The organism is Desulfurobacterium sp. TC5-1 (assembly GCF_000421485.1).
Lineage (GTDB): Bacteria > Aquificota > Aquificia > Desulfurobacteriales > Desulfurobacteriaceae > Desulfurobacterium_A.
In genome coordinates, this window is sequence record NZ_ATXC01000001.1 from 214,309 (window position 1) to 235,143 (window position 20,835).

19 protein-coding genes and 1 tRNA gene are annotated in these 20,835 nt (G+C 40.6%); 6 read left to right on the forward strand and 14 right to left on the reverse strand.

What is annotated here, in order from left to right; genetic code table 11:
• Positions 1-40: 40 nt before the first annotated feature.
• Positions 41-1,408: a protoporphyrinogen oxidase gene (gene hemG, locus H153_RS0101095; RefSeq protein ID WP_022846287.1), complete on the reverse strand. Its 1,368-nt coding sequence runs from the start codon at positions 1,406-1,408 to the stop codon at positions 41-43.
• A 3-nt stretch (positions 1,409-1,411) separates the two neighbouring features.
• Positions 1,412-2,332: a ferrochelatase gene (gene hemH, locus H153_RS0101100; protein WP_231378244.1), complete on the reverse strand. Its 921-nt coding sequence runs from the start codon at positions 2,330-2,332 to the stop codon at positions 1,412-1,414.
• A gap of 85 nt (positions 2,333-2,417) precedes the next feature.
• Between hemH and H153_RS0101105 the strand changes: the two genes are divergently transcribed.
• Positions 2,418-4,376, forward strand: a complete 1,959-nt coding sequence (locus H153_RS0101105) for an acetate--CoA ligase family protein (RefSeq protein ID WP_022846289.1) — start codon at positions 2,418-2,420, stop codon at positions 4,374-4,376.
• Positions 4,377-4,397: 21 nt separating this feature from the next.
• Here H153_RS0101105 and H153_RS0101110 read toward each other — a convergent pair whose 3' ends face one another.
• The 6 genes from H153_RS0101110 to fliG are packed head-to-tail and all read right to left on the reverse strand — an operon-like array spanning position 4,398 to position 8,926.
• Positions 4,398-4,895, reverse strand: a complete 498-nt coding sequence (locus H153_RS0101110) for a ferritin-like domain-containing protein (protein WP_022846290.1) — start codon at positions 4,893-4,895, stop codon at positions 4,398-4,400.
• Positions 4,896-4,940: 45 nt separating this feature from the next.
• Positions 4,941-5,555, reverse strand: coding sequence for a LysE family translocator (locus H153_RS0101115; RefSeq protein ID WP_022846291.1), 615 nt, complete (start codon positions 5,553-5,555; stop codon positions 4,941-4,943).
• Positions 5,552-6,349, reverse strand: a complete 798-nt coding sequence (locus tag H153_RS0101120) for an HAD-IIA family hydrolase (RefSeq protein WP_022846292.1) — start codon at positions 6,347-6,349, stop codon at positions 5,552-5,554. Before H153_RS0101120 ends, H153_RS0101115 begins: the two co-directional genes overlap by 4 nt.
• Before the next feature lie 38 nt (positions 6,350-6,387).
• Complete coding sequence (gene fliN / locus H153_RS10230) at positions 6,388-6,912, reverse strand: flagellar motor switch protein FliN (protein ID WP_022846293.1); 525 nt, start codon at positions 6,910-6,912, stop codon at positions 6,388-6,390.
• Complete coding sequence (gene fliM, locus H153_RS0101130; protein ID WP_022846294.1) at positions 6,845-7,873, reverse strand: flagellar motor switch protein FliM; 1,029 nt, start codon at positions 7,871-7,873, stop codon at positions 6,845-6,847. Before fliM ends, fliN begins: the two co-directional genes overlap by 68 nt.
• Before the next feature lie 9 nt (positions 7,874-7,882).
• Positions 7,883-8,926, reverse strand: a complete 1,044-nt coding sequence (gene fliG / locus H153_RS0101135) for a flagellar motor switch protein FliG (protein ID WP_022846295.1) — start codon at positions 8,924-8,926, stop codon at positions 7,883-7,885.
• Positions 8,927-9,063: 137 nt separating this feature from the next.
• On the opposite strand from fliG, the gene H153_RS0101140 reads away from it, so the two are divergent.
• Positions 9,064-11,238 carry an IGHMBP2 family helicase gene (locus H153_RS0101140; protein WP_022846296.1) on the forward strand — a complete coding sequence of 725 codons (2,175 nt, stop codon included), beginning with the start codon at positions 9,064-9,066 and terminating at the stop codon, positions 11,236-11,238.
• A 305-nt stretch (positions 11,239-11,543) separates the two neighbouring features.
• Here H153_RS0101140 and H153_RS0101145 read toward each other — a convergent pair.
• The 3 genes from H153_RS0101145 to pyrF form a co-directional block, all read right to left on the reverse strand.
• A tRNA-Leu gene (locus tag H153_RS0101145) sits at positions 11,544-11,630 on the reverse strand.
• A gap of 45 nt (positions 11,631-11,675) precedes the next feature.
• Positions 11,676-12,818 carry an iron-containing alcohol dehydrogenase gene (locus H153_RS0101150; RefSeq protein ID WP_022846297.1) on the reverse strand — a complete coding sequence of 381 codons (1,143 nt, stop codon included), beginning with the start codon at positions 12,816-12,818 and terminating at the stop codon, positions 11,676-11,678.
• Between the two features lie 27 nt (positions 12,819-12,845).
• Positions 12,846-13,547: an orotidine-5'-phosphate decarboxylase gene (pyrF, locus tag H153_RS0101155; protein ID WP_022846298.1), complete on the reverse strand. Its 702-nt coding sequence runs from the start codon at positions 13,545-13,547 to the stop codon at positions 12,846-12,848.
• A 168-nt stretch (positions 13,548-13,715) separates the two neighbouring features.
• Between pyrF and H153_RS08920 the strand changes: the two genes are divergently transcribed.
• The gene (locus H153_RS08920) at positions 13,716-14,837 is read left to right on the forward strand and encodes a hypothetical protein (RefSeq protein ID WP_022846299.1); all 1,122 of its coding nucleotides are present in this window, start codon (positions 13,716-13,718) and stop codon (positions 14,835-14,837) included.
• 163 nt (positions 14,838-15,000) lie between these two features.
• Positions 15,001-16,953 (forward strand): aconitate hydratase, encoded by a 1,953-nt coding sequence (locus H153_RS0101165; RefSeq protein WP_022846300.1) that lies wholly within the window; start codon positions 15,001-15,003, stop codon positions 16,951-16,953.
• Positions 16,954-16,999: 46 nt separating this feature from the next.
• Here the strand turns inward: H153_RS0101165 and H153_RS0101170 are convergent, their stop codons facing one another.
• Together H153_RS0101170 and rfbD are read right to left on the reverse strand one after the other, a co-directional pair.
• Complete coding sequence (locus H153_RS0101170; RefSeq protein ID WP_022846301.1) at positions 17,000-17,500, reverse strand: transcription termination/antitermination NusG family protein; 501 nt, start codon at positions 17,498-17,500, stop codon at positions 17,000-17,002.
• Positions 17,497-18,348, reverse strand: a complete 852-nt coding sequence (rfbD, locus tag H153_RS0101175; protein WP_022846302.1) for a dTDP-4-dehydrorhamnose reductase — start codon at positions 18,346-18,348, stop codon at positions 17,497-17,499. Before rfbD ends, H153_RS0101170 begins: the two co-directional genes overlap by 4 nt.
• A gap of 132 nt (positions 18,349-18,480) precedes the next feature.
• Here rfbD and amrS point away from each other — a divergent pair, with 132 nt between their 5' ends.
• A complete protein-coding gene (gene amrS, locus H153_RS0101180; RefSeq protein WP_022846303.1) occupies positions 18,481-19,479 on the forward strand; it encodes an AmmeMemoRadiSam system radical SAM enzyme in 999 nt (332 codons plus the stop codon).
• 27 nt (positions 19,480-19,506) lie between these two features.
• A complete protein-coding gene (locus H153_RS0101185; RefSeq protein WP_022846304.1) occupies positions 19,507-19,965 on the forward strand; it encodes a YbhB/YbcL family Raf kinase inhibitor-like protein in 459 nt (152 codons plus the stop codon).
• 41 nt (positions 19,966-20,006) lie between these two features.
• Here H153_RS0101185 and H153_RS0101190 read toward each other — a convergent pair whose 3' ends face one another.
• Positions 20,007-20,825 (reverse strand): 2,3,4,5-tetrahydropyridine-2,6-dicarboxylate N-succinyltransferase, encoded by an 819-nt coding sequence (locus H153_RS0101190; protein ID WP_022846305.1) that lies wholly within the window; start codon positions 20,823-20,825, stop codon positions 20,007-20,009.
• Between the last annotated feature and the right edge of the window lie 10 nt (positions 20,826-20,835).

Below are 20,835 nucleotides of genomic sequence, written 5' to 3' on the forward strand. Positions count from 1 at the left end.
TGTTCGTGAAAATTGAAAGGGGGCTTTAAAGCCCCCTTTTTTATTCTGAAGTTACCATTTCTGCTGTTTTTAGTGAGTTATAGACACAATCGTTGACGCCAACGCCTCTATAGGCGTTGGAGTTTAAAAATAACCCGCCATGGTTTGAAGCAAGTTTAAAGATTTCATTTACCTTTTCGACGTGTCCTACAGTATAGTGGGGGATGCCCTTTGGATGTTTAAAAACGGCTGTCATAATAGGTCTGTGGCGAATTTTCATAATTCTTTTAATGTCTTTATAAGTCATTCTTGCTATTTCTTCTTCTCCTGCCAGTGCAAGGTGAGGTTGTCTTGCACCACCCACCATAGCCCTTATAAGTGCTTTTCCTTCCGGTGCTCTGTTCGGGAAAACACTTGAATCCCAGAGAACGCCTAATATTTTTCTGCCTTCAGATCTTGGAACCAAAAATCCAAAGCCATCAAGATGGTGTCCCAATCCTTTTTTTATGAACCCGAAAGCTATTACGGCTATCGGTGAATATTCTATTTCGTAGAGCTTCTCTGCAAGTTTTTCGTCAAAATTTTTAACAAGGGCTGCTGCAACGTAAGAAGGTGTTGATAAAACTACTTTATCAAAGCTTTCTTCAAAGATTTCATCATCCTTTTCATAAACAATTTTCCACTTTCCGTTTTCCGGTATCAGTTTTTTGACGGTAGTTCCAGGGTGAATTTCACCTTTTATGTTTGCAACGAGGGCGTCTATCAGGTCTTTAACGCCGCCTTTAAATGATGTCAGAACACCACCGGGCCCTGCCGTTGCATCTTTTTTTTCTTTTTTCATTGCTAAAAGACCCTTTATCAAGCCGCCGTACTTTTTCTCGAGATGCCATACGGCAGGGAAGGCTGCTTTTACACTTAGTTTATCGGGATCACCGGCGAATATTCCGGCAGCCATGGGGTCTATGAGTTTTTCAAGTGCCTCTTTGCCTATTCTTCTTTTAACAAACGATGAGAGGCTTTCGTCAGAATCGTCTTTTTTGGGAGGTATAAAGTATTCTGCCGCAAGTCTGAGTTTTCCTTTGAAAGACATGACGTAAGATGAAAGGAAAGCTATGGGATTTTCCGGAAGGCGAACCAGTTTACCGTTAACAAAAACAAAACGCTTTCTTGCCTTGTCAGAACTTCTATAAAGTCTATCCTCTATCTTTAAGTCTTTTACAAGGTCGAGTGTATAAGGTTTATTGTCTAAAAAGCCGTTTGGTCCTGTTTCTATGATAAACCCATCTTTTTGGACGGTTAACATTTTTCCGCCCGGCACGTTTTCCTTTTCAAAAATAGTTACTGAAACGTTATCACCGCCGAACTTTTCAATGTAAAATGCCGTTGAAAGTCCTGAAACTCCTGCACCTACGACTGCAACCTTTTTCATCTGTTAACCTCTTAAAAGTTTTTGGCACTCCTGCGATATGGCAGTTATCAGGTCTTTGTCGCGATGGTTTAGTGGTACTCTAATGTATTTTTCAATGCCTGCCTTTTCTGCCACTTCTCTATATTCTACATCAAGTTCAAACAGTGTTTCTATGTGTTCAGAGATAAAGCTTATCGGGAAAACAACCAACTCTTTAATGCCTTCTTTTCCTAACTTTTCTATCACTTCTTCCGTTGCTGGTTCGAGCCATTTTATTGGTCCAACTTTACTCTGGTAGGAGATGGAAAAAGGTATGTCAAGTCCTTTCATGACAAGGGAAACGGTATCTTCTATTTCTTTTATGTAAGGATCGCCTCTTTCAATCAGGTATGCCGGCAAGCTGTGGGCACTGAAGAGTATAAAGGGATTTTTCGTGTTTTTAAGGCTGTTTTCAAGCTGTTTTCTTATCCAGGTTATGTAGTGAGGATTTCTGCACCACGATTTTACGGTTTTCGCATTTTTGAAATGCTTTTTAACGTCTCTTATACAGGCGCCTGCCGTGGCAAAAGAGTAGTGAGGATACAGAGAGATAGCTGCAATCTCTGTGGCGCCATAATCTTTGATTTCTGCAGCAACCTCTTTAAGCAGTGGAGCTGAATAGAGCATTCCTGTAAATGTCTTTACACCTGTTATTTCCTCAACAGCTTTTGCTATTTCAATGGCGTATTTAACGGTTGGTGAGCTTCCGCCAATTGCCTGGTAGTTTGGTGCTACCTTTTTCGAACGGATTGTGGCTATTATGTAGGCAAGAGGTTTCTGTAAAAATTCTGGAACACCAAAGTTTATAAGGTCTCTGTCGGAAAACAGACGGTACAAGAAAGGTTTGATCTCTTTTATATCGGAAGGTCCGCCCATGTAAACTATTAGATTTGCCTTCTTCAACACCTCACCTCTTGGAATCTTGAATAAGAGGAATGATAGCAGTTTTTAAGGTATATTTAAATGTAAGAGGTCTTGTTTTGGAGGGGCAATGAAATTTATAACAGAACCTGAAATTTATGAAATTCTTGGTAAAGTGGGACTGCCGGTGGTACGGCATAAGGTTTTTCACAGTGTGGATAATCTTGATTGGAATTACTTTCCCGCTATAGTTAAGCCTGTCGTTAGAAAACCTATTCACAAAACGGAAGCTGGCGGAGTTATTGAATGTTCTGATGAGAGAGCTTTGAAAGAGGCCATTAATACTCTTTCAATGCGTTTTCCCGATGCAGAATGCTTTATAGTAGAGGAAAAAGTAGAAGGTATAGAGGCTTTTCTAACTCTTAAGAGAGATTCTTCTTTTGGTTTTGTTGGAGGTTTTGGAACGGGTGGTTTCTTCGTTGAGTTTTTAGATGATGTCGTTTTTCTGCCGGCGTTTGCCACACGTAGTGAGATTGGAAAGGCACTTAAAAAGACAAGACTTTTAAAACTCATTAAAGGATACAGGAATAAAAGAGGCAATGAAGAACTTTTTATAGATTTTGTTTTTAATTTTTTAAAGATTCCCGGAATTTTCCCGGAGATAGAAGAAATTGAGATAAATCCCCTTTTTATAGGAGGGGATTTTGTCCTTCCTGCCGATGGTAAGGGCTTTATAGGGGATGTTTTTGAAAAAGAAAAAGAAGCAACGCCTGTTCCTTCTGATATCTTTTGTCCTGAGTCAGTTGCCGTTATAGGTGCTTCAAAGAGGGAAGGTTCTGTAGGCTATGCCCTTTTAAAGAATCTTTCAGATTTTTCGGGAAAAGTGTTTGCAGTTAATCCAAAGTATAGTGAAATAAATGGAAAAAAGTGTTTCCCGTCTGTTTTAACAGTCAAAGATAATGTGGACTGTGCTGTTATAGCTGTCCCTGCGCCTTTAGTTCCTGAAGTTTTGAGGGAGTGTGGTGAGAAAGGCGTAAAGCTTGCAGTTATCATTTCTGCCGGATTTGGTGAGAGAGGAGAAGAGGGAAAGCTACTTGAGAAAGAAATAAAGGCTATAGCCAGAAATTACAGTATAAGGATTTTAGGTCCTAACACGCTTGGTTTTATAATTCCTTCTATTGGTTTGAATGCTTCATTTTCAAAGGTTATGCCCGAAAGAGGTAATGTGACTTTTATATCCCAGAGTGGTGCAATCATTACCGCTATTTTGGATAAAGCACTTGAAGAGGATTTTGGTTTTTCTTCTGTTTTCAGCCTTGGAAATCAGGTTGATATTTCAGTTACCTCTTTGCTTCAGTCCCTTTCAGATAGTGAAAGAAACCGTGTTTTTATGGTCTACGTTGAAGAAATAAAAGACGGAGAGTTGCTGTTTTCCATTTTAAAGAGGAGACCGGTTGTTTTTATAAAAGCCGGTAGAAGTAGTGAGGGAAAAAAGGCTACATCTTCCCACACAGGTGCCCTTGCCGGTGATTATAGAGTTTTTAAAGATGTGGTAACGTTAAAGGGAGGTATTGTTGTTGATAGTGTTGATGAAGCTCTTGAGTGTTCACGAGTTTTATCATGTTATGGGAAATTAAAGGGTAATAGAGCGGTTGTTATCACTAATGCAGGAGGATTTGGGGCACTTCTTGCCGACTACCTTTCTTTGTATGGATTTTTGCTGATTGATATTGAACCGATTAAGAAAAAGCTTAGCTCTTTCCTTCCTAAAGGGTGGAGCCGCATAAATCCAATAGATATACTTGGTGATGCCACTTCTTTAAGGTATGAAAAAACGTTTAAAGCAGTTGAAAACCTTGATTGGGATGTTGCCTTTGTGGTTGTGACGCCTCAATACATGACCGATATCCACTTTATTGCACGTGAGATAGTAGATTTTCAAAAAAGGGTAGCTAAACCCGTTTTTCCCTGTTTTATAGGAGGATTTTCTGTAAAAAATGGCATAAAGTATGTTGAGAAAAACGGCATTCCCGCATTTACAGAGCCGCTTCTCATGGCGAAAGTGGTCTCTTTTTTAACAGAAAGGTAAAGCCGGAAAAAATTCCGGCTCTTATCTTATAAATTTCAGATTTTCAAGGTCTTCAAGGAGGGCCTGAAGGTCCTCTTCGTGTTCAACCTCATCGGTAAGTATTTGAAGGACAAGATTGTAAGTGATAGGATCTATATCCTTTGTAAATTTCAATATTTCACTGTAGGTATCAATTGCACACTGTTCTCCCCTTACGTTCTGTTCAAGGATTTTTCTCACAAACGGGTCATCGGGTGTTTCATATCCGCAGTTTGTCTTTTCAAACCATTCTTTTGGCGTTAATATCGGTGTTCCGCCAAGCTCAAGAATTCTTGTTACAAGCATATCGGCATGCCTTAGCTCATCGGTTGCGTGCTGAACCAACTCTGCTATTACTGCATCTTTCATGGGTCCCTTTACAACTTTTGAACCTATCCAGTACTGATAATAGGCAAGCCATTCATCACACAGGGCTTTGTTGAGCATTTCAACAATTTTGTCCGCATGTTCGCCAACAAGTGCTCTTCCTCTCGTTCCCATGATTCCTCCAGATTTCTTTTCTATTTTTAAATTTATGGGTTTGTTTTAAGATATCAACTCGTATCCGCCAAGGAGTATAAGCACTAAATTTGCAGTGAACAGAATTTCTCTTTCAAATTTTGAAAGTTTATCAAGGACACGTTTGTTGCCAAAAAAGAGAGAAACCATGTTCCACATTATGAAACTTGTTGCTACTATTTCCGCACCGAAGAGAAGTTTCACAGGTGCTGGTGTTTGAGGCGGTATTAGCTGGGTGAATATACCTAAAAGTATAAGGGGTAACTTGGGATTTAAAATGTTGCAGAAAAATCCTTCACGGAAATTTTTTCTGCTCGATGTTAAAGTTTTTTCACTTTTTATTTCAAATCTGTCTATTCTTTTTCTCATTTGAAGAAATCCCGATATGCCTATGTATATAAGATATAAAGAACCAGCCGATTTAACGATTTTAAACAGCGTCGGGTTTTGTGATAGAAGGCAGATACCAAATACTGCAGTAAGTGTATGGATGACAATACCTGTTGTAATTCCCAAAATTGTTAGAAAACCGTTTTTGTAGCCACCGCTGATGGTGTTTTTCATAACTAATATGAAGTCTGGCCCCGGTGTTAAGAGGAGCAGGGTCCAGACTATAAACAGAGTAGCTGCTATTTTTATCATTTTAATAACCTTTCACATTCTTTTATGGTTTTAAATACGTAGTCGGGACGAAGGTTCTCATCGATTGAGTTTAAAATGTCCGGTGAAGAGTACTTTCCGGAAAGGACGAAAACAGTTTTAAAGCCAACAGCTTCTTTTCCACCAGCAAGGTCCGAGAACGGGTCGTCACTTACCATATAGATTTTTGAAGGCTCCTTTATTCCTACAAGTTCAAATGCTCTTTCAAAGTAGAGTTTTGAAGGTTTTCCAAAGGATACAACGGGGCAGTTTCCCGCATACGAAAGGCAGGTCGCTATTGCACCGACACTTGGACTTACAAGGCCGTCCCTGTCAAGGATAATTCTGTTCATGTGATACGAGAAAAGCTTTGCGCTGTTTAAAACGATTGCCGATGTGGCCGTTTTTAGTTTTTTAAAGTCAACTTCTTTGTCCCTTCCAACTACCACTGCATCAACGTTGTAGTCATCTTTTACTTCAAAGCCGCTTTCTCTCAGGAACGATTTTATTTTTTCTGTGCCCAAGAAGTATATGGATTTTACGCCTTCCTTTTTCAATGTATCCACTGCAAGAAATGATGGCGATAAGAGTTTCTTTTCGTTTACGTTAAAACCTTTACTTTTCAGTATTTCTATTAGTTCTGAAGGTTTTTCGGTTGAGTTGTTGGTTGCGACTATCCATGGTATGCCCATGGAGTCAAGTTTTTCGGTGAATTCAAGAGCTTCAGGGAAAGGTGTATAGGATTTATCTTTTACAAGTGTTCCCTCAAGATCAAGCAGGAAGGCCACTTCCGCCATTGATAGTCCTCCGATTTTGAGAAGATGTATTGATTAAGTTAGTAATCTATCAGTTTGAGTCGCTCTTCGGGTGTTACAATCTGTGTTATTTTTATTCCGTATTGGTCTTCCACAACGTAAAGTTCACCTTTTGCAACTAACTTTCCATTAACCTTTATGTCAACTGGTTCGTTTATATGTCTGTCAAGTTCAACGATGCTGTTTGGGTGAAGGTTCAAAATATCTTCTAATGTCATCTCTGTGTTGCCCACTTCCACGGATATTTCAACAGGTATGTCTGCTAAAAGTTCCATCTTTTCAAGTTCCGGACAGGCTATTTTTTCAGCTTCCTGTTGTTCTGCTAAAGCTTGAGACCAGTCAGCCATTACGTCTTCAGCAGGTGTTTCCTTTGATGAAGAGTCTTCAGTTTCAGCAGATTTCTCTTTCTGCTCTTTATCCGCTTCCTGCTGAGAAAGAGCCTGCTCCCATTGCGCGGCAATTTCTTCTTGAGATAACTCACTCTGTTGATTCTGTTCCGTCTGATTTTGGTTCACTTCCTGTTGATTCTGCTTCTCCTCTGCCATTTCTGTTCCTCTCAATAGCTGTGTCTGTTATAAGTGCTGCGTATTTATCCTTTATTTTACCCATTTTTGCCCTAAATTTTGGTTTATCCTCCACGTAAAGTAAAAGTTCATCACCTTTTGTTACAGAAAGAAGAATCTTATCACCAGCTTTCCAGTTAACAAGTTCTTTGACTTTTACTTTTTTCTTTTCAAGTTCAAGGTAAAGGTTGAGCTTAAGGTGTTTTAACTTTCTTATAAGTTCTCTATCCCACACAGGATCTTTTTTGGTAAACCCTGTCTCTGAAAAGATCATGTCTTTTATGGGCAGGAACAGATCCTGTGGGAAACAGAAGAAAAAAGGTGCCTCGTAACCTTCTATATCCATGTTGCATTCTACAACTATAACTTTATCGTTAGGTGATACGATTCTTGCCAGAGTAGGGTTTAACTCTATTGATTTCAGGTCTATTTTTACAGGATAAAACTCTTTCCAGATGTCTTCAAATGTTTCAAGAGCTATATCAACGAAATCGCTTATGATTTTTGTTTCAAGTCTTGTGAAATCTCTTCCTTCTACCTTGAATGGTTTTGCAGGGCCTCCGAACATTACACTTATAATTACGAAAACTAACCTTGAGTCAAGAACAAAGAGGAAATTTTCTTTTAATGGTTTCATGCTTACTATGCTGTAGCTTGATGGTAAAGGAATTTTTGACATAAAGTTGTCAAATTTTGTTATATAAATGCTGTTCTTGCTTACCATGGAGATTCTTGGTACTAAACCTCTTATTCTTTCGCTGAAAATTTTAATCCACCTTTCAAATATAAGTTCAAGGCCGGGGACATCTCCTTTCTTTATTTGTTCAAGTTCAGAAAAATCAAAAGGCCTTATTTTTTTGGCTTCGGTATTTTCTTCCTTATTATCTTTATCTTCCCCTAAAAGAGCATCTATCTCTTCCTGGGAGAGGAAATCTTCTGCCACGCTTCCTCCTTACACCAGTTCTTCAGAACCGCCGATGTCTATTTTACCTTCAGCTGCAAGCTGTTTTATGACCATAATAATCTTCTTCCTTGCTTTTTCAACGTCAGATTTTCTAACAGGTCCAAGTGCTTCCATGTCTTCCATAAGCATCTGGGCGGCACGTTTGGACATGTTAGACAGGAACTTGTTGACAATTTCTTCAGGTGCGCCTTTAAGTGCAAGGATAAGATCGTTTTTCTCAACTGCTTTGAGGATTTCAATAATTGCACGGTTATCAAGTTTAAGAATGTCTTCAAATTTGAACATTCTTTCTTCAATGGAATCTGCCAGACTTTCGTTTTCCTTCCTTATATCTTCAAGAATTTCGTTGGCAAGTTCTTTTGGAAGTGCGTTAACAATTTCTGCCGCTATATCAACACCGCTTAATGTCTGTTCTTTTCCAGCGCCCACTGTTATAAGTTCTTCTTCTAAAGCTTCAGTGACAAGCTTTAACGTGTTTGTTGATATCTTCTCAAGTGTTGCCAGTCTTTTTATTACTTCATCTCTAACGTTTGTAACACCCAGGCGTTTAGGAAGGTACTGGATAATTTCAGCTGCTTTTTGCGGTTTTATCTGGGACAGGACAATGGCAATTATCTGAGGGTGTTCTTTCTCTATCAGTTTTGCAATGAATTTCGGGTCAAGTTTTTCAAGTTCTTTAAACACCATCTTTTTGTTTTCAGAGAACATTGTGCTTTCAAGTAGTTCTCTGTACTTTTCAGGCGGTAACGCCTTTTCAAGCAGCTTCCTTAGGTTATCAGGAGCAACTTTTAGAGGAGCAAGCTGCGTAAGTTTACCGTAAGCTTCTTCAAGAACAAGTTTTACGAGTTCCTTGTTTACAGGTCCAAGGGAGAACATGGATTTTACTAACTTCTCTATTTCATGTTCTTTCATCTTTTTTAGAACGTTTGCCGCTTCATCTTCTGGCAGAGAAAGTATGAGAATGGCCGCTTTCTGCGCGCCTGTAATCCTCCCTGTTGACTTTATTTCTTTCTTTTCTGTGTTTTCTGCCATAAGCCACCCGGTGGTTGTTTTGAAACTGTTAGAAAAATATTATAACAATTAAATCAACCTTTGAAAGGTTTAGAAAGTGAAAAGTTTTCTGTCAGTCGTATATTAGAAGCATAAACGAATTTTTGCGAGAGGTGAAGATGCCAATTTTGATAAACGGTGTTACGGATGAGAAGAGACTCTACCGCGAACTTAAAAAGATCGGGTTAAGGAAGCATGATATAAAGAGTGTTTTCATAGCGAATCTGTCAGCCCTGGTCTATTTGAAGGATGAATCTTTAACGAAGGCTTATGAGGATTTTGTTCCTGACGAGGAGACAGAGCGGGAGATAAAGACAGTTCACAATTATGTTGAACATTTTAAATATCTTATAGATATAGAAAGACTTGCGGAGATGGAATTCCAGGAAGAAGAGATAAAGAGGTTATCTGGTAGAGAGAGAGAACTTTTGGGAAGGGCAATTTTAGACCTTAAAGGTGTTCGTGCCGGTATGAAGTTTCATCTTCATCTTGTCAGGTTTTACAGGGAGAAGTCTATAGATACGGAGATTGGAAACGGTGATATAGTCCTTGTCAGTCGTGGAAATCCGCTTAAAAGTGATCTTCTTGGAACAGTTATTAGAGTAACTGAAAAAACGATTACAGTCGCATTTGATAATAGGCCACCCCAGTGGGTTTATAAAAAAGGTGTCAGGCTTGACCTTTACGTTAACGATATCACATTTAAGAGGATGGAGGAGAATTTAGAAGAAGTTCGTCACGCTTTTGGGAGGAAGAGGGTATTAAGGAATATTATTTTGGGTTTAAAAAGACCTTCTCTGTCCGAAAGAGAGCCTTTTATTCCTGTTAATGAAAAGCTTAATGATTCTCAGAAGATGGCCGTTAGTGCTGCTCTTGGTTCACCGGACTTTTATCTTGTCCATGGCCCGCCGGGGACAGGGAAGACCAGTACAATAACAGAATTGATTGTTCAATTAGTGAAGAGAAAGGAAAAGGTGCTTGCCACAGCAGATTCAAACATCGCTGCAGATAATATTTTGTTGAACCTATCTAAATATTCGGATTTAAAACTTGTAAGAATTGGTCATCCTGCAAGGGTTCTTGAAGAGCTTGAGCGGTTTTCCATCTTTGCACTTTTTGAAGAACATGAGAAAAGTGAAGTCATAAGAAAAGGCTGGGAAAAAGTAAGAGAACTGATAGAAAAGAGGGATAACTTTTTAAAGCCTGTTCCTGCCTTAAGAAGGGGGATGAGTGATGAAGAGATTATCCATTTAGGAAAGAAAGGGAAGTCATTTAGAGGTGTGCCGGCAAAGAAAATCCGTTCTATGGCGAACTGGCTTTTGATAAATTACGAGATAGACATCAGAATAAAAGCCTTGAAAGAGATGGAAGCACAACTTTTTAGAGAGATTATTGCTGACGCGGATGTTGTTATTGCGACAAATTCAATGGTTAAGTCTGAACTGCTTGAAGGTTTTGAGTTTGATGTTGCTGTTGTAGATGAAGGAAGCCAACAAGTTGAACCTTCTACGCTTATTCCTGTTATGAGGGCTAAAAGGTTCTACATTGCTGGTGATCATAAACAGTTACCACCAACTGTTACCAGTGAGGATGCAAAAGAGCTGGAAAAGACGCTTTTTGAAAGACTCATATCGGAGCATAAGGACCTTTCCACTATGCTTACTGTTCAATACAGGATGAATGAAAAGATAATGGAATTTCCGTCAAAAGAGTTTTACGAAGGAAGACTTATTGCGGCTGATTCGGTTAAAAACCATACACTTGCTGATTTTAGAGTTGAGATTTTAAAAGTACCTGAATCTTGCAGAAATATTCTGAATCCTGAAGAAGCTTTAACCTTTGTTGACACGTCTAAGATAAACGCGTTTGAATTTAAGCCGGAAGGGAGCACTTCTTATGAAAATTACGAAGAGGCAAGGCTTGCGGTTAGTCTTGTTTCTCATCTTGTTGATATGGGCGTGTCCAAGAAAGATATAGGAATAATTACACCTTACGCAAATCAGGTTAAACTGATAAAAGAGCTTCTAACGGAGAGAGATTTAAAAGTAGAAGTTAATTCTGTTGACGGTTTTCAGGGAAGGGAAAAGGAGGTAATAGTTATTTCTTTCGTTCGTTCCAATGAGAGTGGAGAGATAGGCTTTTTAAAGGATATGAGAAGACTAAACGTTGCCATTACAAGGGCCCGCAGAAAACTTATAGGGATAGGAAACAGTGAGACACTCTCTTTCCATCCTGTTTACAGGCGGTTTATATCTTACGTGAAAGATAGGGGCACTTTTGTTTCTATTGATTGACGGGAGTTATGTATTTTGCCAATCTTGTGCACACAAGCAGATAGGTAACTTTTATTATAGCTTTTAATATTCCAGGAATGATAGTTGCTCTTCTACAGCACATAACAGGCGGGTATGCAGCTACCACCTTCGGTGCTCACTCAAATTTGGCTCAACCAGACTTCAGATACCTGCCAACCGTCAGGATTACATCAAATGAAACACATGACTGTGAAAGAAAAGAGCGGATGTGTATCGATCGGTATTTTTATGAGAAATCCTGTGATGTGGAAGAGGTACACTCTCCTTAGAGAGAAATATTGAAATGGTGCGGGAGGCGGGATTTGAACCCGCACGCCCGTAAGGGCACTGCCCCCTCAAGACAGCGCGTCTGCCGATTCCGCCACTCCCGCAACTGTCTTGCGTAGCAGAAAATATAGGATTATTCCTTATAGGTGTCAACTGCTTTTAAGCAATTTTTCAAGAATAATACGGATGTCCTTTTCTGACGGTATCCTGGGGAGGTTTGCCATTAAGATTTTCTTGGCCATTGCAAGCGATACGAAACTGCTTATGTCGTCTTCACTTACACCGAGCGGTCTGAGTGTTTCTGGTTTACCCAAAAATCTCAGGAAATCTTCTATCTTTTTCACGATTTCATAAACGTTACTGCTTTCTATTCCCATAGCTCTGCCAATAGATAGAAGTTCATCTTTTGCGGAAAGTCCGTAGAATTCAAGGACTGGTGAGAGGAACATGGCATTTGCAAGTCCGTGGGGTATGTCATACATGACACCAAGGATGTGTGCCAATGTGTGGACAAGTCCTGCCCCCGCATCCGTTATCGCCATTCCACCGAGCATGCTTCCGAGCATAACTTTTTCTCTCGCTTCTATGTCTCTTGGATTTCCAAAAGCACGCGGTAGATATTTTGTTATTAGCTTAATACCTTCAAGAGAATAGAGTTTTGATATTGGGGTTGCTCTTTTGGAAACTAAAGCTTCTATACAGTGGGTAAGTGCGTCTATACCCGTGTTTGCCGTTACGTGGGGCGGCATGGTCACTGTAAGTTCGGGATCATCAATTGCGATTACAGGGAAAAGATAGCTGCTTATAAGAGGCGCTTTTTTCCACTCTTTTTTGTTTGTCAGTACGGCGTATGGTGTTACTTCTGAGCCCGAACCACTTGTTGTTGGTACGGCAACGAGGGGAACGGCTGGCTTTTTAAAGCACTCAGGTACTCCGATAAATTCTTCCACATCTCCTTCATTGTTTAAGAGACCGGAAATAACCTTTGCAAGATCAATGGCGCTTCCTCCTCCAATTGCCACAATGAGGGAAGGATTGAAGTCTTTTACCTTTTCTGTGAGTTCTTTTGCAAGTTCCACCGATGGGTCAGGCATTACATCGTCAAATGTTTCAACGTTTTCAAACTGCTTTTTCACAAAGTCGGCATAGCCATTGCGCAGGGCTGATTTTCCACATATTACGGCTACTTTTGAAGTATCAAGTCCGGCACTTTCACATTCGTCCTTCAGCTTTAGAAACGTTTTTCTTCCAAATATTACTTTTGTTGGCATGTGATGTTTAAGTGTTTTCATCCCTTTCCTCTTATACTATTTTTTTAATTATACCGTTTCAATCTCTTTAAGTATCCTTTCTGCCGCTTCTTCCATGTTTTCCGCTGCCGTTATCGGTCTTCCAACGACAATGAAATCCGTTCCGGCACGTTTCGCCTGAGAAGGTGTCATGATTCTCTTCTGGTCATTTTTTGCCGCCCATTCCGGTCTGATGCCGGGTGTTACTGTTATAAAACCTTCTCCGAAGTTCTCTTTTATGAGTTTTATCTCTTTCGGGGAACATACAACACCGTCAAGTCCCGCCTTCTTTGCTATTTCGGCAAGTCTCAGCACTTCGCTTTCGACATCTCCCTCTACCCCTATTGTTTTTAGATCATTTTTATCCATGCTGGTTAAAATGGTAACGCCAATCAGCAGAGGTCTTTTTACCCCCATCTTTTCGGCATATTCCCTGTTAAAGTCTGCCACCTTTTTTAAAAATTCAAATCCTCCGAGGGTGTGAACGTTGTACATGAAAACTTCGTTTTCTATTGCTACTTTTGCTGCACCGCACACGGTATTGGGAATGTCGTGAAACTTTAAGTCGAGGAAAACGCCGCATCCTCTGTTGTGGATTTCTTTTACAACGCTGAATCCCCCTCTTAAAAATAGTTCAAGGCCAACTTTGAATGTTCTAATTTTTCCTTTAAGTTTATCAACTGTTTCAATCGCAGTCCCTTTGTCGGGGAAGTCGAGGGCAACAATAACCATGTTTAAGACCTCCTTATACTTTTGCTCGTTAAAATTTATGGCTTTGACTTGGTAAATGTAATGTTTTGGTTGATGGGAATATGAATTGCAATTTTCAAGGAAGTCTATATATTAAGTTTTAGAAATATAAGTTTTTTTTAAGTTAAAACCCCATAACAAGGAGGTATCATGCGTACGAAATTTGCCTCGTTGCTTGCTGCAGGTGTCTTCATTTTAGCCGGTTGTGGAGGAGGCGGAGAAACGGTAACTCCGCCAACAGGTGCAAATGAAACAGTTTCAATTACACTTTCTCCTGGGGCAACAGTTACAAAAACCGTGACTGTTGATTTGCCAGATCCGGAAACGGGTGATGTTGGTGTGGATGTTCTGTGGCTTGTTGATTTGAGTGGAAGTTTTGGAGATGACCTTTCTACGTGGCAGAACAATACGGAAGCGATTGTAAATGCCCTTAAAACGAAGATAAGCGATTTAAGGGTGGGGCTTGCAAGTTTCGTGGATGCTCCGTGCAGTGACTTCGGCTGGACCGGTGATTACGGTTACAAGCTTGAGCTACCTTTGACTTCTAACTTTACGGCATTTTCTGAAAAGGTTGATAATTTAACTATTTATAGCGGAAATGATTATCCGGAAGCTCAGTTAGAAGCCATGTATCAGGCTATAACAGGTGAAGGTGTTGTTTGTAACGGTACATGTGAAAATGCCACGATAAACGCAACGGATCCGGGATGGGGAGCCGGCAGGATTCATCTTCTCGTTGTTTCTACGGATGCTGCATTCCACAGGCCAACAGATGTAGGTTCAGATGGAACTCCTTATCCTTATCCGGCAAATGTTACAGATGTGATAGATGCTGCAAACAGTACCGGTGTAAGTATCAGTTTCCTTTTCGCAGGATATGACTACGACTGGGATGGTAATTATACAGTTGATGATATTTATCAAATAGAACCTGCTACTGGAGAGATAGCAAATGCAACTCACGGTATAGTTTATACTATGAGCAGTAACAGCTCAGAAATTGTTGCGGCTCTTGAGTCTCTTGCCAACGCTACAGTTGGAAATGCAACAGTTGAACTTGTTCCGGTTGGTGATACCTATGGAATTATTGCTTCGATTTCACCGTCTGTTTTAACCGGCATTGATCTTACTTCAACAGATAAGGTTGATTTCACGGTTACGTTTACCGCTCCAGCAGGGACTTCTCTACCTTCAAGTATCGATTTCTATTTAGTGGTTAAGGTGGAAGGATCAGAAATTTATCGGATTCCAGTACATGTTGTAATAAGTTAAGTGTTTCTTGTAAATTCTGTAGTTGTGAGAAAGGGCACCTTCGGGTGCCCTTTTTTTATGTTGTGGACTTTCCCTTGATTTTTTTACAAAATTTTTACATAATTGACGTGATGCTTGAGATAGAAACACTTTTCTAAAAATATACCAGACAAGGAGAGGAGCGATGGGACTGAACATCGTGCAGAAGATAATCAAAACTCACCTTGTAGAAGGTGAGATGGTGGCGGGAAAGCCAATCGCCATCAGAATTGACCAGACGCTAACACAGGACGCAACAGGAACTATGGCGTACCTTCACTTTGAAGGTATGGGGCTTCCAAAGGTTCAGACAGAGCTTTCAGTTTCTTACGTTGACCACAATACACTTCAGGCCGGTGGCCCGGAAAACGCTAATGACCATCTTTTCCTTCAGACAGTAGCTGCCAAGTACGGTATCTATTTCTCAAAAGCCGGAAACGGTATTTGCCACCAGGTTCATCTTGAGAGATTTGCCGTTCCTGGAAAGACACTTTTAGGTTCTGACTCTCACACACCGACGGCCGGTGGTATTGGTTCTCTTGCTATTGGTGCCGGTGGTATGGACGTTGCACTTGCAATGGCTGGCGAACCTTTCTACCTTAACATGCCAAAAGTTGTAAGGGTTAACCTTTACGGAAAACTCAAACCTTTTGTTTCTGCGAAAGACGTTATTTTAGAGCTTTTAAGGAGACTCAGCGTTAAAGGTGGTGTGGGTAAGGTATTTGAGTACGGCGGAGAAGGTGTTAAGTACCTCACAGTTCCTGAAAGAGCTACCATTACAAACATGGGTGCTGAGCTTGGTGCTACAACTTCTATCTTTCCAAGTGATGAGCAGACTTATGCGTTTATGAAGGCTCAGGGAAGAGAGGCTCAGTGGAGAAGACTTGAAGCCGATCCTGACGCTGAGTATGACGAAGTTATAGATATTGACCTTTCAGAGCTTGAACCTCTTATCGCATGTCCACACATGCCTGACCAGGTTAAGAAGGTAAAAGAGCTTGAAGGTTTGAAGGTTCATCAGGTAGCTATCGGTTCATGTACGAACTCTTCTTACAGAGACCTTATGACTGTTGCAAAGATGTTTGAGCAGTCTGGAAATAGAGTTCATCCAATGGTATCTGCTGCCATTTCTCCCGGTTCAAAGCAGGTTCTCAGAATGATCGATAAAGAAGGTATGTACGATGTACTTTTAAGAGCAGGATTTAGATTCCTTGAGTGTGCGTGCGGTCCATGTATTGGTATGGGCTTCTCACCACCATCTGGAGGGGTTTCTGTAAGAACGTTTAACAGAAACTTCCTTGGCCGTTCCGGCACCAAGGATGCTGAAGTTTACCTTGCTTCACCAGAAACGGCTGCTGCAATAGCTATGACCGGTGAAATGACAGATCCAAGGGACCTTGGCCTTGAAGAGATCAAGGTATTCCTCCCTGAGAATTTTGATATTGATGATTCAATGATATTTGCGCCTGCTGCTGATCCGGATGAAGTAGAAGTATGGAAGGGACCAACAATCAACTATGTTGGTTATAAAGAGCCTCTTGGTGACAAGCTTGAGGGAGAAGTTCTCCTTAAAGTTGGTGATAACATAACAACTGACCACATTATTCCTGGTGGTGCAAAAATCTTGCCGCTCCGTTCAAACATTCCTGCTATTTCTCAGTATGTTTACAGTGTCGTTGATGAAACGTTTGCCAAGCGTGCACAGGAAAAAGGCGGCGGATTTATCGTTGGTGGCGAAAACTACGGTCAGGGTTCTTCAAGGGAGCACGCTGCTATTGGTCCTATGTACCTTGGTATTAAGGCTGTTATTGCCAAATCTTACGCAAGGATTCACAAGGCTAACCTTATCAACTTTGGTATTCTTCCGCTTGTTTTCGTTAATCCGGAAGATTACGACAAGATTGATCAGGGCGACATCCTTGAGATTGATACCTCAAACTTTGCTCCCGGTGAAGACAACATCATCACCGTTATTAACAGAACGAAAGGTATTTCAATACCAACAAAGCACGGTCTGAACGAAAGACAGGTTAAGATTATCAAGGCTGGTGGTGTTCTTAAGTACGTTAAGGACAAGTTTGAAGGAAAAGCTGACTAATTCTGAGAATTCTGAGATTTTTAAGGGGGCTTAAAAGCCCCCTTTTTTAACTTACCTTTTCCACAAAAGAGATTGGAATTTCTATTTTAGGAGACATTGAAGCCGCTTTCAGTAAGAGAACAACTCTTTCATCACCTTTTTTGAGTTTCAACACCTGTCCTATTAAACCCCTGAAGGGTCCTTCCTTAATTTTTACCACCTCGCCTTCTTTCAGATCCGCTTTTTCGAAATCTATAATTGAGTTTGTTTTTTCTTTTAGGTTTTCTATAAAGCTTTCGTCTATATACGGTATGTTTCTGCCAAATCTTACGATATCTTTTACGCCCCTTGTGTATCTGACGTTGTTAAAGTGCTCGGCTATTGAAAACTTTGCAAACATGTAACCTGGGAACAACGGTTCTTCTTTTAAAAGTTTTCTCTTTTTAACCTTTACGATAGGATAAAAGTATTCAATGTTTATTCTTTCAAACTGGACAAAAACGACCTTTTCCTTTCTTGGTTTAATACTAACTATGTACCATTTTGGTTCGTTCATAACATTACTCATAAAGTCAGGCCTCCCTCTTTTATGAATCTTTCAAGCGCTTCTTCCCACGGTGGAATTTCAACGTTAAGTGTTTTGCTCAATTTTTTGTTGCTCATCGGTGAGAATCCCGGCCTTTTTGCTGGAAGTTTAAATGCGTCAGAGGTTACGGGTCTTATGAATTTATCCAGTTTGAGAAGTTTAAAAGTTAATCTTGCCCATTCAAATCTTGAGGTGTATCCTGAATTGACCAGATGGTAAAGGCCTGTCAGCCTTTCTTCGACTGCCTTTAGTGTGACGTCAACTATTGTTCTGGTAGATGTAGGTACTGAAAATTCGTCACATACAATTTTAAGAAAAGGCATCTTCTCTGCCCACCGGGTTAGTTTATATATGAAATTCTGTTTTCCCTTTCCGTAAACCCAGCTTACTCTGAAAATTAAATAATCATTTCCTATTTCCATTACCCGTTTTTCACCTTCAAGCTTTGTTTTTCCGTATTCATTTACCGGTGATGGTTCGTCGCTTTCTGTGTACAGGCCGTCTTCTTTTTTTCCGTCAAAAACATAGTCTGTACTGTAATGGATGAGAAAACTACCCGCTTCCTTTGCTGCTATGGCAAGGTTTTCAGGGCCGATTGCGTTGGTTTTGTAGGCAATTTCGTACTCTTCTTCGGCCTTATCGACTAAGTTGTAGGCCGCGCAGTTGATGATGACTTCCGGTTTAAGTTCTCTTACTGCTTTTACAACGCTATCAAGGTTTCCGATATCAAGTTCTTTGTGGCTTAGAGCTTTGAAATCTGTTCCTTTTTCCGTTAATTTTCGGATAAACTCCCCGGCCAGCTGACCGTTTTTCCCCGTTATGAGTATCACGTTTCCTCCTTCAACATAATTTGTGAGGTTAATTACATTTTAGCAATTAGCTTCAAATTTTCTCCTTTAGATATAAAAGTGTTATATTTAAATTTAAGGAAGTGGGAAAAATTCTGTAAATCAGGGGGGAAGATGGCTTTAGCAGTAGCTGCTTACTGGAAACCTCTTGATAATCATAAAGTCAAGTGTCTCTTATGTCCGAGAGAGTGTGTTATAGCGGAAGATCAGAGCGGTTTTTGTCTTGTAAGGAAAAATGTAGGTGGACGGCTCGTATCAACTGTTTATGGAGAAATTGCTTCTGGTGGTTATGATCCTGTTGAGAAAAAACCTCTCTACCACTTTTATCCCGGGCAGGTGATATTTTCCATCGGTACTAACGGTTGCAACCTTGACTGCCGTTCGTGTCAGAACTGGCAGATTTCAAGGCAGGAAACACATAGGGAAATTTTCCCGCCGCGGATGGCGGTTGATTACGCCTCAAGATATAACTCAATCGGTATAGCTTACACCTATAACGATCCGATAGTCTGGTTTGAGTACGTAAAGGATACTGCCTCTATGATAAAAGAAAAAGGTCTTGTAAACGTGATGGTAACTAACGGAAATATAAATCTTGAACCTTTAAAAGAGCTTTTGCCGTTGATTGATGCTTTTAATGTTGATCTAAAGGGTATGACCAAAGAGTATTACGCTAAATTTTCTTCCATGCCCAACCCGAACGTTTGGCAGGTTTGTGAAGAAATAAAAAAAGCGGGGAAACATATTGAACTTACAAAGTTGATAGTTCCTCGTTTTGATGAGTTTACCCCTGAATACTTTGAAACGTTTGCAAAATGGATTGCTAAAAATCTTGGCAAAGATACTCCTCTTCACCTTTCAAGGTTTTTCCCCGCTTACAAGTTAATGGATACGGCACCGACACCCGTTGAGGTTTTGAACATGGCTTACGATGTTTGTAAAGAGTATTTATACTACGTATATGTCGGCAATGTTATTGAACCTACGAGAGAGTCAACTTACTGCCCTGCCTGTGGTGCTTTGCTTGTTAAGAGGATAGGATACGAAGTCTCCGTTAATTTCTCTAACGGTAAGTGTCCTGAGTGTGGTAGGCCTGTAGATTTTGTGATTTAACTATCTAAACGGATTAGAGGGGGGAACATGGAAATTGTTAGTACCGTCTTTGGGAATGGGGAATTTATTCCTTCAAAGTACACCTGTGATGGTGAAGATGTGTCACCCTGTTTACTGTTCCTGGATCCTCCGGAAGGGGTACGGAGTTTTGCCCTTATAGTAGAGGATCCAGATGCACCGTCAGGGACATTTACACATTGGGTTATTTACGACATTCCGGGGGATTTCGAAGGTTTACCAGAGGACGTGCCTCCGGCCGGTAATCTTGAATATGGAATAAAGCAGGGACTCAACGATTTTGGCAGGATAGGTTACGGTGGTCCTTGCCCGCCTCCCGGAAATCCTCACAGGTACTTTTTCATTTTACTTGCTCTTGATGTTGAATCAACAGGCTTGCCCGCCGGAGCAACAAAATCTGAGCTTTTGAGAGCTGTAGATGGTCACGTTATTACAACGGCCGAAATGGTTGGCCTTTATGGGAGATAATGAGGAGGGAAGGAGGATGCCTTCCCTCAGAAACTCATCTGTTATACAGGAAGGTTGAATTCTCTTAAGACTTCGTTAAGGGAAGTTTTCTTATCGGTAGATTCTTTCCTCTTTCCGATAATTAGAGCACAAGGAAGTCCGTATTCACCTGCAGGGAACTTTTTAATTCTCGTTCCCGGGATAACCACGCTTCTTGCCGGGATTCTTCCTTTATATTCGACAGGTTCGTCGCCAGTCACGTCAATAATTTTTGTGGAAGCTGTTATAACGACACCAGCACCAAGGACAGCTTCTTCTTCTATCACTGCGCCTTCAACAATTATGCATCTTGAGCCTATAAAACAATTGTCTTCTATTATTACCGGTCTTGCGCCCGGTGGTTCAAGAACACCGCCGATTCCCACGCCACCTGACAGGTGTACATTTTTACCTATCTGTGCGCATGAACCTACGGTTGCCCACGTATCAACCATGGTGCCGCTCCCTACGTAGGCACCTATGTTTACGTAAGATGGCATCAGTATCGCACCAGGTTCTATGTATGAACCGTACCTTGCCGTTGCAGGTGGAACGACCCTTACGCCGCGCCTTTCCCAGTCTTTTTTGAGGGGAATTTTATCGTAGTACTCAAAAGGTCCAACTTCCATTACCTTCATTTCTGATATGGGGAAAAACAGGAGAATTGCTTTCTTAACCCAATCGTTTACCTTCCACTTTCCCACGCCTTCCCTTTCAGCTACTCTTATCTTACCTTCATCAAGAAGGGCGATTACTTCTTTGATAGCCTCTTTCGTTTTCTCATCTTTTAAAAGCTCTCTATTTTCCCATGCCTGTTCAATTATCTTTTTCAGTTCTTCCATTTTTACCTCC

Bases quoted from the DNA above. Each gene is read 5' to 3' on its own strand.
- hemG (WP_022846287.1), bottom strand. From the start codon at position 1,408: ATGAAAAAGGTTGCAGTCGTAGGTGCAGGAGTTTCAGGACTTTCAACG.
- H153_RS0101105 (WP_022846289.1), top strand. From the start codon at position 2,418: ATGAAATTTATAACAGAACCTGAAATTTATGAAATTCTTGGTAAAGTG.
- H153_RS0101110 (WP_022846290.1), bottom strand. From the start codon at position 4,895: ATGGGAACGAGAGGAAGAGCACTTGTTGGCGAACATGCGGACAAAATT.
- H153_RS0101115 (WP_022846291.1), bottom strand. From the start codon at position 5,555: ATGATAAAAATAGCAGCTACTCTGTTTATAGTCTGGACCCTGCTCCTC.
- H153_RS0101120 (WP_022846292.1), bottom strand. From the start codon at position 6,349: ATGGCGGAAGTGGCCTTCCTGCTTGATCTTGAGGGAACACTTGTAAAA.
- fliN (WP_022846293.1), bottom strand. From the start codon at position 6,912: ATGGCAGAGGAGAAGCAGAATCAACAGGAAGTGAACCAAAATCAGACG.
- fliG (WP_022846295.1), bottom strand. From the start codon at position 8,926: ATGGCAGAAAACACAGAAAAGAAAGAAATAAAGTCAACAGGGAGGATT.
- H153_RS0101140 (WP_022846296.1), top strand. From the start codon at position 9,064: ATGCCAATTTTGATAAACGGTGTTACGGATGAGAAGAGACTCTACCGC.
- H153_RS0101150 (WP_022846297.1), bottom strand. From the start codon at position 12,818: ATGAAAACACTTAAACATCACATGCCAACAAAAGTAATATTTGGAAGA.
- pyrF (WP_022846298.1), bottom strand. From the start codon at position 13,547: ATGGTTATTGTTGCCCTCGACTTCCCCGACAAAGGGACTGCGATTGAA.
- H153_RS08920 (WP_022846299.1), top strand. From the start codon at position 13,716: ATGCGTACGAAATTTGCCTCGTTGCTTGCTGCAGGTGTCTTCATTTTA.
- H153_RS0101165 (WP_022846300.1), top strand. From the start codon at position 15,001: ATGGGACTGAACATCGTGCAGAAGATAATCAAAACTCACCTTGTAGAA.
- H153_RS0101170 (WP_022846301.1), bottom strand. From the start codon at position 17,500: ATGAGTAATGTTATGAACGAACCAAAATGGTACATAGTTAGTATTAAA.
- amrS (WP_022846303.1), top strand. From the start codon at position 18,481: ATGGCTTTAGCAGTAGCTGCTTACTGGAAACCTCTTGATAATCATAAA.
- H153_RS0101185 (WP_022846304.1), top strand. From the start codon at position 19,507: ATGGAAATTGTTAGTACCGTCTTTGGGAATGGGGAATTTATTCCTTCA.
- H153_RS0101190 (WP_022846305.1), bottom strand. From the start codon at position 20,825: ATGGAAGAACTGAAAAAGATAATTGAACAGGCATGGGAAAATAGAGAG.